Below are 13,915 nucleotides of genomic sequence, written 5' to 3' on the forward strand. Positions count from 1 at the left end.
CGATATTCTGTACGTGTAAATTATGAAACTCCGCGCAGATCTGTTTTTCCCTCTGCGCTTAACCCCTCGGAAATACCCTACAGGAGGAACTATTTTTATGGAACAGAATATGTTTTGCTACCAGTGTCAGGAAACTGCCGGCTGCTCCGGCTGTACAAAATCCGGTGTCTGTGGAAAGCGCCCGGAGACAGCGGCGCTGCAGGATCTGCTGATCTGGACGACGAAAGGACTTTCCGCCGTGACGACACAGCTCCGCCGCGAAGGAAAAACCGTCGATGCCAGCGTCAATCATCTCATCACCGAAAACCTGTTTACGACCATCACAAACGTGAACTTTGATGATGATACGATCCGCGCACGAATTGAGGCAACGCTTGAGACCAAAGCGCTTCTCGCTCAGCTTGCCGACTGCTCCGCTCTGCCGGAAGCCGCCCTCTGGAACGGCACAACCGATGAGTTTGCCGCAAAAGCAGTAACCGTCGGCGTACTTTCCACGGAAAATGAGGACATCCGCTCTTTACGCGAGCTCATCACCTACGGTCTGAAAGGACTTGCCGCGTACACCAGCCATGCCAATGTTCTCTTAAAAGAAAACGAGGAAATCGATGCCTTCCTGCAGCGTGCTCTCGCCGCAACGCTCGACGATTCCCTCTCCGCAGAGGAACTGACGGCTCTCGCACTCGAGACCGGCTCCTACGGCGTGCAGGGAATGGCACTGCTCGATGAGGCCAATACTTCCGCTTACGGCAATCCGGAGATCACCACCGTCGATCTCAGTGTCGGCACCCGCCCGGGTATTCTCGTCTCCGGCCATGATCTGCGCGACCTCGAGATGCTGCTCGAGCAGACCGTGAACACCGGCATCGATGTTTACACCCACTCCGAAATGCTGCCTGCACACTACTATCCGGCGTTCAAAAAATATGAACATTTTAAGGGAAATTATGGTAACGCCTGGTGGAAACAGAAAGAAGAATTTGAAGCCTTCAACGGCCCGATTCTGATGACGACGAACTGTATCGTGCCGCCGAAGGACAGCTACAAAAACCGTATTTACACAACCGGAGCGGTTCGTTATCCGGGATGCCCGCACATCGACGGCGTCATCGGTGAGACAAAAGATTTCTCTCTGCTCATCGAACAGGCAAAGCACTGCGCACCGCCGACGGAACTCGAGCAGGGAACCATTGTCGGAGGCTTCGCCCATGCACAGGTACTCGCCCTGGCAGACCAGATCGTCGATGCCGTGAAATCCGGCGCGATCAAAAAATTCGTTGTCATGGCTGGATGTGACGGCCGTGCAAAGAGCCGCAGCTATTACTCTGATTTTGCACAGGCACTGCCGAAAGACACCGTGATTCTGACCGCCGGCTGTGCAAAATACAAATACAACAAGCTGAACCTCGGCGACATCAACGGCATTCCGCGCGTCCTCGATGCCGGCCAGTGCAATGATTCCTACTCTCTTGCCGTGATTGCACTGAAATTAAAGGAGGTCTTCGGCCTCGACGATATCAACGATCTGCCGATCATCTACAATATTTCCTGGTACGAGCAGAAAGCTGTGATTGTTCTTCTGGCACTGCTGTCGCTTGGTGTCAAGAACATCCACCTCGGCCCGACACTCCCGGCATTTTTAAGCCCGAATGTTGCAGCTCTTCTCATTGAAAACTTCGGCATCGCCGGAATCGATACCGTTGAAAACGATATGGAATTGTTTTTCGGGAAATAAAGAAAACCCCTTGCTTTCTTTCATTTTTCCACGTATACTGTATATGTTCAGACAAAAATATCTTTGAATTTGGGCATATCAGAAAACGGACCTCAGATTCCATTTCTATACACGCCCGACACTGATGAGTCATCTCATCTTAATCACACATTTTTAGAACGTGCCTGGGAATTTTTTCAGACACGTTCTCATTCTATCACGGAGATTTATGAACTATGAGCATCATGAAAAATATCAATAAAGCCAAGGTTATGGTCTTAAAAGATCAGGTTTCCTACCAGGAAGGCCAGATCGTCAGCAAAACACTGGTACAGAATGAATCCGTCAGCATCACCTTATTTGCCTTCGACAAAGGCGAAGAAATCAGCACCCACGAGTCCGGCGGCGACGCCTTCGTCACCTGCCTCGACGGAACCGGTGAAATCACCATCGACGGCGTAAAATACGAACTCCACGAAGGCGAATCCATCGTCATGCCGGCAAAACATCCGCATGCAGTGTATGGCAAAGAGCAGTATAAGATGCTTCTGGTAGTGGTATTCTAACGTATCCTTTTTGAACCAATTATTGATATGCCTGGCAAAATAAGGCAGCATGCCTCAGGATTTCCTGTGATATGCTGCCTTGCCTTTTTATTCATTTACGCCTTTTCTATCAGGCATTCATTCTTTTTGGTCTTTTTATCATAATTAATTCCAACCAGTAGAATATCTCCAATATACGGTTCCAATGATGCAATGTACTTTTTCTCTTTGATCTGATCCGTCTCCACCCACAGATGGGCTATGAGCTCCTCAGCAAATGGGATTCCACAAGACCATACGCCGAGGCGGCGCTCTACCACCATCTCTGGTACGACGAAAAAGGCGGCTATCCGCGCGAGTATACCTATAAAGGCAACGACAACGCCATTCTCTACCAGATCCTCACCTGCGCCGATTGTCTCGATGCGGCAACCGATTCCGTCGGACGTGCCTACAGCTCCTGCAAGAACTTTGCCGATATGCTTGCGGATCTTCACTGCAACGCAGGCCGCATGTTCAATCCGGATCTCGTACAGCTCTTCGACAGTGAACAGCTCCAGCAGGAAGCCGGGCGGCTGATCACCGTGGAACGCGAACAGTTATACCGCGAAGTCTTCTGTAAAAACGTGGAGCTGGTTCTATAACTTTGGTTTCTGTTTATGGCGTTAATTCGTATATCCGTATATTGTAGTTCTTTTCAAGGCTCTGTCCGTCTCGCGTGGACACATTGTAAAATGCACAAATTTCATTCAGCTTACATGTTCATTTCGTTAATTTGTTAATGAACGTGTTTTTTCAATTTTATGTTTTGTGTTAATTTATGTTCATTTATTATTCATCATTTTGTGAACATTAAGTTGACATCATCAAAAGAAAATGGTTTACATTTTGGAAAAAATATACTAAAATAACAGAAACGGTCAAATCTCCGCCAAAAAACGGCGGAGATTTTTCTGGAAAGAAGGGCGAAAAACGTGTTGGAAAGACGATTGAAAAATTTCGAAGGAAATGCGTAGAAAATCCGCCCGAAAAGGTGAAAAACCAAGCATAAATCACAGGGAGGAACTCATACTATGAAAGAAATCATCCAGGGCTTCTACCAGAAGAAACATTTCTGGACCCGCCTGATTCTGGTCATCGCTGCCGTCATCCTGATGGGCTTTGCGCTCTCATGGCTGCTTCTCGTCGATCTCGGCACCGATCCGTGTACCTTGTTAAACCAGACCATCTCCACCCGCCTCGGCATCAGCATCGGAAACTGGCAGGCGCTCTTCAATACCGTCCTGCTCATCTTCGTTATCATTTTCGGCGGCAGAAACTTAGGCTTCGGAACCCTCGCAAACATGTTTCTCGTGGGATATTCCATCGACTTTTTCTCCTGGATCTGGGCGAAAGTCCTTCCGGCAGACCTCTTCACCTCGATGGGTGTGCGAATCGCCGTGCTGATCCCGGCGCTGATCCTGTTTATCCTTGCCGCATCCTTCTATATGGATGTTGATATGGGAACTGCACCGTACGACGCAGTATCCTTCATTATCTCCACCCACCTGCCGAACGTTTCGTTCCGTGTGATCCGCATCGTCTACGACTTCGTTGTCACCGCGATCGCCGTTCTGCTCGGCGGAAAACTCGGCATTGTTACCGTGCTGATGGTTATTACCCTCGGTCCGGTCATTGAATGGCTGGGAAATATCATGAAACAGCATCTGAATATTTTTGATGACTGAAATCATTGCTTTTCCGCGCTTTCTATACTACAATAGAACTACCAGATGATCTTTTTTCTAAAAGAAAAGCCTGCCTCCGGGACTCACATCTCTGTGGCAGGCTTTTCTTCCCTAAAAATAGCCGAAAAAAGACTCAAAAAGCAGAAAATCATTTATATTAAGGAGGTTTTTCCTATGAGCAACACCCCAAACCCTGTTTACGAAAAACTGATGAAATGCTACGAGAGCTTCCGCTCCCAGATCGATTTCCAGCCGGAAGTCGCACTGATTCTCGGTTCCGGCCTCGGTGATTTTGCGAATGATATCCGCGTTACCGCAACCCTCGATTACCACGATATCGAAGGCTTCCCGGTTTCCACTGTTCCGGGCCACGCGGGCCGTTTTATCTTCGGCTACGTCGGCGATGTGCCGGTTGTCTGCATGCAGGGCCGCGTTCATTATTATGAAGGCTATCCGATGACCGACGTCGTTCTCCCGACCCGCCTCATGAAGCTGATGGGCGCAAAAGCACTGTTCTTAACCAACGCCGCCGGCGGCATCAAACAGGGCACAAAACCAGGCTCTCTGATGCTGTTAAACGGCCAGATCGCCTGCTTCGTTCCATCTCCGCTTATCGGGCCGAACATCGACGAGCTCGGCACCCGTTTCCCGGATATGAGCCAGATCTACGACCTTGAATTCCAGAAAATCGCACGGAAAGCCGCAGCCTGCCTTGATATCGACCTGATGGAAGGCGTTTATCTGCAGCTCACCGGCCCGCAGTACGAGTCCCCGCAGGAAATCGCCATGTGCCGCACCCTCGGCGCAGACGCGGTCGGCATGAGCACCGCCTGCGAAGCCATCGCTGCACGCCATATGGGCATGCGCGTCATCGGTATTTCCTGCATTACCAATCTTGCCGCCGGCATCTCCCCGCAGCCTCTGTGCCATGCGGAAGTTCAGGAGGCAGCTGACATGGTTGCACCGCAGTTCAAAAAACTCGTTGCCGCAACGATTCAGGGCATCGCAAAGACACTGTAAACAGCACGTAAAATAAAGGAGAGATCTTTTTTGAATACACGTTTTTACAACGCCAAAATTCTCGTACTCGACGCTGAAAACCATTTTTCCATCGCCGAAGACGAACTTCATGTCACCGGCGACACCATCACCTATATCGGACCTGGTAGAAAAGCAGATCCAGATGCCGCAGAGACCCCTGTCTTCGACCGCGAAATTGACGCCCGCGGCAATCTTCTGATCCCGGGCTTTAAAAACGCACACACGCACACCCCGATGACCTTCCTCCGCTCCTACGCGGACGATCTCCCGCTCCACGAATGGCTCGAGCGCCAGGTCTTCCCGAACGAGGCAAAGCTCGCCGGGGACGACGTTTACTGGCTCAATATCCTCGGCATCATGGAATATCTGACGAGCGGCATCACCTCCAATTTCGACATGTACATCCAGCAGAAAAACAGCATCGCTGCCACGGTCGACACCGGATTCCGCACCGTTCTTACCAGCGGTCTCAACAACTTCGTCGACAGCCCGGAAATTCTCGAAGAGATGTATAACTATGTCAACAAACTCTCCGACCGCACCTCGTATCTGCTCGGTTTCCACGCCGAATATACGACCGGCGGCCCGCTTCTTGAATCCGTTGCCAAACTCGCCGAAAAATACCATTCCCCTGTCTGGACACACAACGCCGAAACAAAAAGCGAAGTCGAGGGCTGTAAAGAGCGCTGGGGACTCACCCCGACACAGCTGATGGAACGCTTAGGCATGTTCCAGTACGGAGGCGGCGGCTACCACTGCATCTGGATGGAGGACCGCGATTTTGAGATCTTCCGTGACCGGAAACTGACGGCCGTTACCAATCCCTCCTCAAACCTGAAGCTCGCCTCCGGCATCTGCCCGCTGAAGCGTTTTTACGATAACGGCATCAACCTCGCCATCGGCACTGACGGGCCGGCCAGTAACAACTGCCTCGATATGTTCCGCGAAATGTTCCTGACCACCGGCCTTTCCAAAGTCCGCGAGATGGATGCCGCAGGAATCCCGGCCGACGCCATTCTCTACATGGCAACCGCAGGCGGCGCGCACGCCATGCAGCTTACTGACTGCGACCGTCTCGCTGCCGGCAAAAAGGCCGATCTCGTCATGATTGACCTCCATCAGCCGAACATGCAGCCGGAGAATAATCTGATCAAAAACCTCGTTTACAGCGGCAGCAAACAGAACGTAAAGCTTACCATGGTAAACGGTCAAATCCTCTACGAAAACGGCGAATTCCATATCGGCTTTGACCCGGAAGAAATTTATGCAAGATCCAACGCCATTATCCGAAGAATTTCCGGCTCGCATGCAGATAATTAGTGGATTTCACGCAGTTTTTCCTTTGCTTGACATACTTTTTTCTTTTATATTATAATGTAGCCATACACGCAAAAACGCTGTACCTCTTGAAAGGAGAATACTATTATGAAAAAGAAAGTAGTTAGCTTACTGCTTGCAGCCGCCATGACAACTGCTGCGTCGGAGGATGCGGTTCCTCCAACGGCTCCTCTTCCTCCGACGCATCCACAGGCGCCGATTCCACCAGCGCAACTTCCGCTTCTGCTTCCACAGACGGAGAAAAAAAAGACGCCGCAGGTGAGAAAATTGCCATGATCACAGACTCCGGAGATATCACCGACGAATCCTTCAACCAGATCACCTGGGAAACTGTATGCGCCTACGGCGATGCAAACGGCGTAGAGTACGAGTACTACAAACCGGCAGAGGATACCGATGAAGAGCGTATCAACTCCATCGATCTTGCTGTTTCCGAGGGTGCTACCGTTGTTGTAATGCCAGGTTACCTGTTCGGACCTGCCATCGCTGAAGAGCAGGACACCTATCCGGATGTAACCTTCATCGCAGTCGATGTTACCGAAGGTGATATTGTAAAAAACGGCAAAGCTGTTGATCTCGGAAAGAACGTGTACATCTGCTCCTTCGAAGAAGAGCAGGCCGGCTACCTGGCTGGATACGCTGCAGTAAAAGACGGCTACACAAGCCTTGGTTTCCTCGGCGGTATCGCTGTTCCGGCCGTTATCCGTTTCGGTTACGGTTATGTACAAGGTATCAACGCTGCTGCTGAAGAAGACGGCGTAGATGTAAACGTAAAATATTACTATGGCGGCCAGTTCTACGGCGATGACTCCATCACCGCCCGTATGGAGGGCTGGTATGCAGACGGAACACAGGTTGTATTCGCCTGCGGCGGCGGTATCTGGACATCTGCTCTGGATGCAGCTGAGACACACGACGGAAAAGTTATTGGTGTAGACGTTGACCAGCGTTCCAAAATCGGCGAGCGCTGCCTGACTTCCGCTATGAAAGGTCTTCCAAGCGCCATCAACAACGCTCTGGATTCCTACTTCAGCGGAAACTTCTCTGAACTTGGCGGAACTGCTCAGCAGCTTGGACTGAAAGACGGAGATTACATCGGCCTTCCTACCGATTCCGAATCCTGGGGATTCACAACCTTCACACAGGATCAGTATGAAACTGTACTGGCTGGTATCCGCGATGGTTCCATCGAAATCTCCAGCGATACAGAAAATCAGCCGGAAGTAGGTTCTCACGTAACCGTTGATTACATCAGCTAATGTGCATACTGTTTCTGTAACAATATGCCTTTTGGGGAAGAGAATATTATTTCTCTTCCCCTTTTTTTCTGCCATGCAAAATGCTATACTAGACATAATGAAAGCCCGCAGTTCTGCCCTGTTTTCCATATCTTCGGCAGTCCTGCAAAACCATGCTTGAAAGGGAATATGTATATGGAAAATGAGTACATTATTGAGATGTTGAACATCACCAAAGAATTCCCGGGTATCAAGGCGAACGACAACATTACATTACAGCTCAAAAAAGGAGAAATCCATGCTCTGCTTGGAGAAAACGGTGCAGGAAAATCAACCCTGATGAGTATTCTTTTTGGTCTGTATCAGCCTACCTCCGGAATCATCAAGAAGAATGGGCAGGAAGTCCATATCAACACGCCGAACGACGCCAATGATCTCAACATCGGTATGGTGCACCAGCACTTTAAGCTGGTCGAATGTTTCTCGGTTCTCGACAACATCATCCTCGGCGTAGAGCCGACCAAAGGCCTTTTCCTCGAGAAAAAGAATGCCCGTGCAAAAGTCATGGAACTGAGCGAGAAATACGGTCTGATGGTCGATCCGGACGCTCTGATCTCGGATATCACCGTCGGCATGCAGCAGCGTACCGAAATTCTGAAAATGCTCTACCGTGACAACGAAGTCCTGATCTTCGACGAGCCGACCGCGGTTCTGACGCCGCAGGAAATCGACGAGCTGATGAAGATCATGAAGAACCTCGCAAAAGAAGGAAAATCCATCCTCTTCATCACCCATAAACTCAACGAGATCATGGAAGTTGCCGACCGCTGTACGATTCTCCGCAAAGGAAAATACATCGGAACCGTCAACATCAGCGAAACTTCCAAAGAAGAGCTCTCCCGCATGATGGTCGGAAGAAACGTCAGCTTCTCCGTCAACAAAAAGCCGTCAAAACCGGGCGACACCGTTCTGAAAGTAGAGCACATGACCGTACCGAGCAAGGTGCACGGAAACAACGCCGTCAAAGATGTTTCCTTTAATGTAAGAAAAGGCGAGATTGTCTGCATCGCAGGTATCGATGGAAACGGCCAGTCCGAGTTCGTTCAGGGCCTCACGGGACTGGAAAAAGTATCCGGCGGTAAAATTCTGTTCAACGGACAGGACATCACGAAAGCTTCCATCCGCGACCGCTCCAAGATGGGCATGAGCCACATCCCGGAGGACCGCCATAAACACGGCCTCGTGCTGGATTACTCCATCGAGCAGAACATGGTGCTGCAGCGTTACTGGCAGCCGGAATTTGAATCCTTCGGCTTTATCAAATCAAAAGCCGTGCGCGAATATGCCGAGCGCCTGATCGAGCAGTACGATGTCCGCAGCGGCCAGGGTCCTGTGACCATCACCCGCAGCATGTCCGGCGGAAACCAGCAGAAAGCGATCATCGCGCGTGAGATCGACAAAGATCCTGATCTTCTCGTTGCGGTACAGCCTACCCGTGGTCTTGATGTCGGAGCCATCGAATACATTCACAGCCAGCTCGTTGCACAGCGCGACAAGGGAAAAGCCGTTCTTCTGGTTTCTCTGGAACTGGATGAGGTTATGGATGTTTCCGACCGTATTCTTGTTATGTACGAAGGAGAGCTGGTCGGCCAGCTGGATCCGAAAACCGTTTCTGTCGAAGAACTCGGTCTCTACATGGCAGGTGCAAAACGGGATCCGGTTCCCGAAGAAGTATAAAAGAGAGGTAAGAAAAGCATGAACGAAAAAACGAAAAACGCTCTTCTGTCCATTGTCGCTTCTCTTGTATGTATTGTGATCGGTCTTCTTGTGGGATTTATCATTTTATACTGCATCAACGCGGAGAACGCAGTGGATGGATTTACACGAATCATCAAAGGCGGCTTTTACTTAAAGCCGAAAGGAATCGGAAGTGAAATCGCTCAGTCCGCTCCCCTGATTATGACCGGACTTTCGGTTGCATTTGCTTTTAAAACAGGTCTGTTCAACATCGGTGCTGCCGGACAGTACACCGTCGGTGTCTTCGGCGCCCTGTATTTTGCCATCATCCTCCACATGCCATGGTATGTATGCCTTCTGGCTGCTATGGTCTGCGGAGCCATCTGGGGAGCAGTTCCTGGTATCTTCAAAGCATACTTCAACGTAAATGAAGTTATTACTTCCATCATGTTCAACTGGATTGGTCTTTATCTTGTCAATGAGCTGATGTACAACACCATCCTGGACATGTATGATCAGAAGACCACACGTACTTACAAATTAAGCTCCGCTTCTCCGAAATCCCTGATTCCGGACTGCGGCATGAACTCCATTTTCCGTACCAGTTCCACAACGATTGCGATTTTCATTGCGATTGCCATTGCGGTCATCATCTACATCGTTCTGAACAAAACAACCTTCGGCTATGAGCTGAAAGCCTGCGGATTCAATAAGGATGCTGCCAAATACGCCGGCATCAACGAGAAGAGAAACGTTGTTCTCTCCATGACCATCGCAGGTGCGCTTGCCGGAATCGGTGCAGGCCTCTACTTCCTCTCCGGTGCATCCGAGTGGAACCCGCAGGTATCGACAGCACTCCCGGCCATCGGATTTAATGGTATCCCGGTTGCGCTTCTTGCACTTAGCAACCCGATCGGCGTTATCTTCGCTGCTCTCTTCGTTGCTCATATTTCGGTCGGCGGTGCTTACCTGCCTACGAAATATTATCAGCCGGAGATCGCGGACCTGATCGTTGCCGTTATCATTTACCTTTGCGCATTCGTTACCCTGTTCAAGGGCATCGTTGCAAACCTGTTCAAGAGCAAAAAAGAGCAGAAAGCAAATGCCAATGCAGACAACGGAAAGGAGGAGAAGAAATAATGTTCCTTTTAATTAAATTTACCTTACTGTACGCCGTTGTTCTGATGCTCGTTGCGATGGGCGGTATGTTCTCCGAGCGAAGCGGTGTCATCAACATCGCGCTGGAAGGAATCATGGCGATCGGCGGCCTTGCCGGTGTCTTCGTCCTGGTTCTGTTCCCGGACCTCCCGGCTCCTGCACTTGTGGCACTTTCCATTCTGGCGAGCGCCGTATCCGGTATGATCTACTCTCTGCTGCTTGGCTTCTCCGCCATCACACTGAAAGCAGACCAGACGATCGGCGGAACCGCGCTGAACATGCTGGCTACTGCCATTGCCATCGTCCTGGTAAAAGCATTCAACAACGGCTCGGATGCCGGAAACGGTGCAGCTTCCGCAAAGCTGAACTACACCAACGCCGCTTTCATTTACAAGATCGGACCATTTACCGTGAACATCTTCCTGTTCATCGGCATCATCCTTCTGATCTGCAGCTACGTGTTCCTCTTCAAAACGAAATGGGGACTGCGCCTGCGTGCCTGCGGTGAGCATCCACAGGCAGCCGACTCTGTTGGTATCAACGTATACCAGTGGAGATACACCGGTGTTATCATCTCCGGTGCACTCGGCGGTATCGGCGGATTTGCCTACATCGTTCCGTCCGTTACCACCTGGAACTTCGAAGTCGGCGTAGCCGGTGCCGGATTCCTTGCCCTCGCTGTTATGATCTTCGGTCAGTGGAAACCGTTCCACATTGCCGGAGCAGCCGTATTCTTTGCGGTATTCCGTTCCCTGGCAAACATTGCGGACTCCACCGTCCTCTCCCATCTGGGACTGTCCAAGAACATTTACAACATGATGCCGTTTATCGCATCCATGATTATTCTCGCCTTCACATCCAAGAATTCCCAGGCTCCGAAAGCCGAAGGTATTCCATACGATAAGGGCGCAAGATAATATGTAACTATTCAGAGCCATGTGAAATGGAAGAAAAAATTGCGAATCATGCTTGCATGAATGAGCGGTTTTTTCTGGAATTTCATATGGCGAGCAGCCACATCGAGATGCAGCGCAGCGGAATCGAGATGTGGCTCTGAATAGTTACAATTTTTAAAGGCAGAGCCGTTAAATCCGAACTGTGTTTTTTCGGCTCTGCCTTTTCTCTATCATTCTGATTTATTTTTCATCAAAGAAAGGAAAAAATTATGCTGAACACCAAATTATTTGACCACACTATCTTAAAAGCAGACGCAACCGAAGCACAGGTTGCAAAGATCTGCGACGAGGCACTTGCACATGATTTTGCTTCTGTCTGCGTCAACCAGTACTACACCAAATTCGTTGCTGAAAAGCTCAAAGGATCTGACGTCAAAGTATGCACCGTTGTCGGCTTCCCTCTGGGCATGTCCGATACCCGTGTAAAAGCGTTTGAGACCCGTGCGGCCATCGAAGACGGTGCACAGGAGGTTGATATGGTCATCAACGTCGGAGCCCTCAAAGACGGCAAATACGACTTCGTACGCTCCGATATCCAGACCTTAAAAGAAGTATGCGGCAAGGACATCGTTCTGAAAGTCATCATCGAGACCTGCCTTTTAACCGATGAAGAGAAAGTAAAAGCGTGCGAGCTCGCAAAAGAAGCCGGCGCTGACTTCGTAAAAACCTCCACCGGATTTTCTACCGGCGGTGCAAAAGCGGCTGATGTTGCCCTGATGAGAAAGACCGTAGGCCCGGATATGGGCGTAAAAGCTTCCGGCGGAATCCACAACGCAGACGAGGCACAGGCTATGGTAGATGCCGGCGCAAGCCGTCTCGGAACAAGCGCAACACTGGCTATCATCGGATAAAAAGGAGTTTCTTATGGATACGATACTGATAGGAATTGCCGGAGGAACCGGCAGTGGAAAAACGACACTGGCAGATAAGCTGGTAGAAAGTTTTGGACGCGATGAAGTGAGCATTCTGCGCCATGACAACTATTACAAACGCCATGACGATATTCCTTTTGAGGAGCGTGCCAAATTAAATTACGATCATCCCGATGCCTTTGATACCGACCTGTTATGCCAGCACATTCTCGAGCTGAAAGCCGGAAAATCCATCGAGATGCCGGTTTACGATTATGCCATGCATAACCGCTCGGATAAAACGATTCTGGTCCATCCTGCCCCGGTTATCGTGCTCGAGGGCATTCTCCTCTTCGTTGAGAAGGATCTCTGCGATCTGATGGACATCAAAGTCTTTGTCGATACCGATGCGGACGTGCGGATTCTCCGCCGGATCCTGCGCGATGTAAAAGAGCGCGGCCGTTCTCTGGACAGCGTTGTAACGCAGTACCTGACGACCGTAAAACCGATGCACGAGCAGTTCGTAGAGCCGAGCAAGCGCCGTGCCGACGTGATCATCCCGGAGGGCGGACAGAACACCGTTGCTCTTGAAATGCTGATCGAGCGGGTGCGTAAGCATCTGAATCTGGTGCAGAACCAGTAAACATCCGTTTATTGCTATAAAAATCTGCAAAAAAAGAACGAGGACTGAATTTTCTCTTTTTCCGTCCTCGCTCTTTTTATTTTTCCCTTACAGATGTTCCAGCATTCCCTGCAGCCAGATCTGGCCTTTGAAACGTCTTCCCACTTCCGGTACTCCAAATAAATCCTTTTCGTTGATACAGATGTCTATCGGCACATCGTTGCAGACGAGGCCGAGCTCATACACCCGCTCGCCCGTTACCGCGTTCTTCGTTGTATTCATCTCCGTAATTTCACCCATCACGCTGTACTGGTCACATTCGAGACCGCTCGGCATGAAAAAGCTATCTACAATAGAAAAGACATCTTCCTTCGTCAGACGCTGGGAAATCATGGCATATGTGTCAATATCATCCATGGTGAGACTTTCCATCGCATCCTCATCCCCGTTTCTGGCAGCCGAGATCAGTGAATTCTTCTGCTGCGTGCTGCGGCGCTCCTTCTCGACCTGTTCCGGGTCTTTCTGGATCGGAAGCAGAATTGTTCCTTCCGCTGCAAGACCGGAGACAGAAAGCGGGAGCGGAAGCGGCTGCAGCGCATTTTTCTGTTTCATCTCAAGATATTCCGCTGCATGCGTCAGATAAAAGATCATCGTGATGCCAAGCCGCATATCGTCGCAGGCGCCTGCAAACGATTCCTTATCGACGTGGCGCTCCACCGATACCTCCTCGTAGGAGCTGATCTGCCCGCCCTCGAAATAGGGATAATAATATTCCATCTGGAAACGGTTGTTCTCATCAATTTCCCCACAGACCGTGATACCACAGTCATATGCATATTCTTTCGAAAATTCAGCAAAAAGGTGGTGTTCTTCTGTTTCCACAATCTTTTTACGGTCGTAGTTTTCTACTACATCACGAAGAATCTCCTGGAGTTCCTTCGTCGTCTTGATCTTTGAAAATCCAATGGTTTTCAGGTAAGCGTGCATAAGA

The 13,915-nt window shown here is 50.1% G+C and carries 14 protein-coding genes; 13 read left to right on the forward strand and 1 reads right to left on the reverse strand.

All coding sequences use genetic code 11. The annotated features are described in order from the left end of the window. The first annotated feature begins 97 nt into the window (after positions 1-97). The 13 genes from hcp to udk all read left to right on the forward strand — a co-directional run bounded on the left by hcp (position 98) and on the right by udk (position 12,945). Entirely contained in the window at positions 98-1,732 is a 1,635-nt protein-coding gene (hcp, locus tag DW642_RS14050; RefSeq protein WP_117510615.1) for a hydroxylamine reductase, read from the forward strand. 215 nt (positions 1,733-1,947) lie between these two features. Further along, a complete protein-coding gene (locus DW642_RS14055; RefSeq protein WP_022462474.1) occupies positions 1,948-2,277 on the forward strand; it encodes a cupin domain-containing protein in 330 nt (109 codons plus the stop codon). A gap of 233 nt (positions 2,278-2,510) precedes the next feature. After that, entirely contained in the window at positions 2,511-2,900 is a 390-nt protein-coding gene (locus DW642_RS14060) for a hypothetical protein (protein ID WP_117510617.1), read from the forward strand. 429 nt (positions 2,901-3,329) lie between these two features. Further along, entirely contained in the window at positions 3,330-3,983 is a 654-nt protein-coding gene (locus tag DW642_RS14065; RefSeq protein ID WP_022461580.1) for a YczE/YyaS/YitT family protein, read from the forward strand. A gap of 174 nt (positions 3,984-4,157) precedes the next feature. Then, positions 4,158-5,003: a purine-nucleoside phosphorylase gene (locus tag DW642_RS14070; protein ID WP_117510620.1), complete on the forward strand. Its 846-nt coding sequence runs from the start codon at positions 4,158-4,160 to the stop codon at positions 5,001-5,003. Between the two features lie 30 nt (positions 5,004-5,033). Then, positions 5,034-6,344 (forward strand): amidohydrolase family protein, encoded by a 1,311-nt coding sequence (locus tag DW642_RS14075; RefSeq protein WP_117510622.1) that lies wholly within the window; start codon positions 5,034-5,036, stop codon positions 6,342-6,344. A 105-nt stretch (positions 6,345-6,449) separates the two neighbouring features. Next, positions 6,450-6,638 carry a hypothetical protein gene (locus DW642_RS16340; RefSeq protein ID WP_242991199.1) on the forward strand — a complete coding sequence of 63 codons (189 nt, stop codon included), beginning with the start codon at positions 6,450-6,452 and terminating at the stop codon, positions 6,636-6,638. After that, entirely contained in the window at positions 6,635-7,621 is a 987-nt protein-coding gene (locus DW642_RS14080) for a BMP family lipoprotein (RefSeq protein ID WP_022461584.1), read from the forward strand. The genes DW642_RS16340 and DW642_RS14080 overlap by 4 nt, the downstream gene beginning before the upstream one ends. 168 nt (positions 7,622-7,789) lie before the next feature. Further along, on the forward strand, positions 7,790-9,337 hold the full coding sequence (locus DW642_RS14085) for an ABC transporter ATP-binding protein (RefSeq protein ID WP_373141908.1): 1,548 nt from the start codon (positions 7,790-7,792) through the stop codon (positions 9,335-9,337). A gap of 18 nt (positions 9,338-9,355) precedes the next feature. Further along, positions 9,356-10,477: an ABC transporter permease gene (locus DW642_RS14090; RefSeq protein WP_117510623.1), complete on the forward strand. Its 1,122-nt coding sequence runs from the start codon at positions 9,356-9,358 to the stop codon at positions 10,475-10,477. After that, complete coding sequence (locus tag DW642_RS14095; protein ID WP_055225933.1) at positions 10,477-11,412, forward strand: ABC transporter permease; 936 nt, start codon at positions 10,477-10,479, stop codon at positions 11,410-11,412. Before DW642_RS14090 ends, DW642_RS14095 begins: the two co-directional genes overlap by 1 nt. Before the next feature lie 248 nt (positions 11,413-11,660). Beyond that, on the forward strand, positions 11,661-12,302 hold the full coding sequence (gene deoC / locus DW642_RS14100; protein ID WP_022461750.1) for a deoxyribose-phosphate aldolase: 642 nt from the start codon (positions 11,661-11,663) through the stop codon (positions 12,300-12,302). 13 nt (positions 12,303-12,315) lie between these two features. After that, positions 12,316-12,945: a uridine kinase gene (gene udk / locus DW642_RS14105; protein WP_022461751.1), complete on the forward strand. Its 630-nt coding sequence runs from the start codon at positions 12,316-12,318 to the stop codon at positions 12,943-12,945. 87 nt (positions 12,946-13,032) lie between these two features. Here the strand turns inward: udk and DW642_RS14110 are convergent, their stop codons facing one another. Continuing rightward, on the reverse strand, positions 13,033-13,911 hold the full coding sequence (locus tag DW642_RS14110) for a DUF3881 family protein (protein WP_117510628.1): 879 nt from the start codon (positions 13,909-13,911) through the stop codon (positions 13,033-13,035). Positions 13,912-13,915 lie beyond the last annotated feature (4 nt).

Origin of the sequence: Blautia sp. AM23-13AC (assembly GCF_003435675.1) — a bacterium.
GTDB lineage: Bacteria > Bacillota > Clostridia > Lachnospirales > Lachnospiraceae > Fusicatenibacter > Fusicatenibacter saccharivorans.

Coding starts and splice junctions, on each gene's coding strand:
- hcp (WP_117510615.1), top strand. CDS start 98: ATGGAACAGAATATGTTTTGCTACCAGTGTCAGGAAACTGCCGGCTGC.
- DW642_RS14055 (WP_022462474.1), top strand. CDS start 1,948: ATGAGCATCATGAAAAATATCAATAAAGCCAAGGTTATGGTCTTAAAA.
- DW642_RS14060 (WP_117510617.1), top strand. CDS start 2,511: ATGGGCTATGAGCTCCTCAGCAAATGGGATTCCACAAGACCATACGCC.
- DW642_RS14065 (WP_022461580.1), top strand. CDS start 3,330: ATGAAAGAAATCATCCAGGGCTTCTACCAGAAGAAACATTTCTGGACC.
- DW642_RS14070 (WP_117510620.1), top strand. CDS start 4,158: ATGAGCAACACCCCAAACCCTGTTTACGAAAAACTGATGAAATGCTAC.
- DW642_RS16340 (WP_242991199.1), top strand. CDS start 6,450: ATGAAAAAGAAAGTAGTTAGCTTACTGCTTGCAGCCGCCATGACAACT.
- DW642_RS14080 (WP_022461584.1), top strand. CDS start 6,635: ATGATCACAGACTCCGGAGATATCACCGACGAATCCTTCAACCAGATC.
- DW642_RS14085 (WP_373141908.1), top strand. CDS start 7,790: ATGTATATGGAAAATGAGTACATTATTGAGATGTTGAACATCACCAAA.
- DW642_RS14090 (WP_117510623.1), top strand. CDS start 9,356: ATGAACGAAAAAACGAAAAACGCTCTTCTGTCCATTGTCGCTTCTCTT.
- DW642_RS14095 (WP_055225933.1), top strand. CDS start 10,477: ATGTTCCTTTTAATTAAATTTACCTTACTGTACGCCGTTGTTCTGATG.
- deoC (WP_022461750.1), top strand. CDS start 11,661: ATGCTGAACACCAAATTATTTGACCACACTATCTTAAAAGCAGACGCA.
- udk (WP_022461751.1), top strand. CDS start 12,316: ATGGATACGATACTGATAGGAATTGCCGGAGGAACCGGCAGTGGAAAA.
- DW642_RS14110 (WP_117510628.1), bottom strand. CDS start 13,911: ATGCACGCTTACCTGAAAACCATTGGATTTTCAAAGATCAAGACGACG.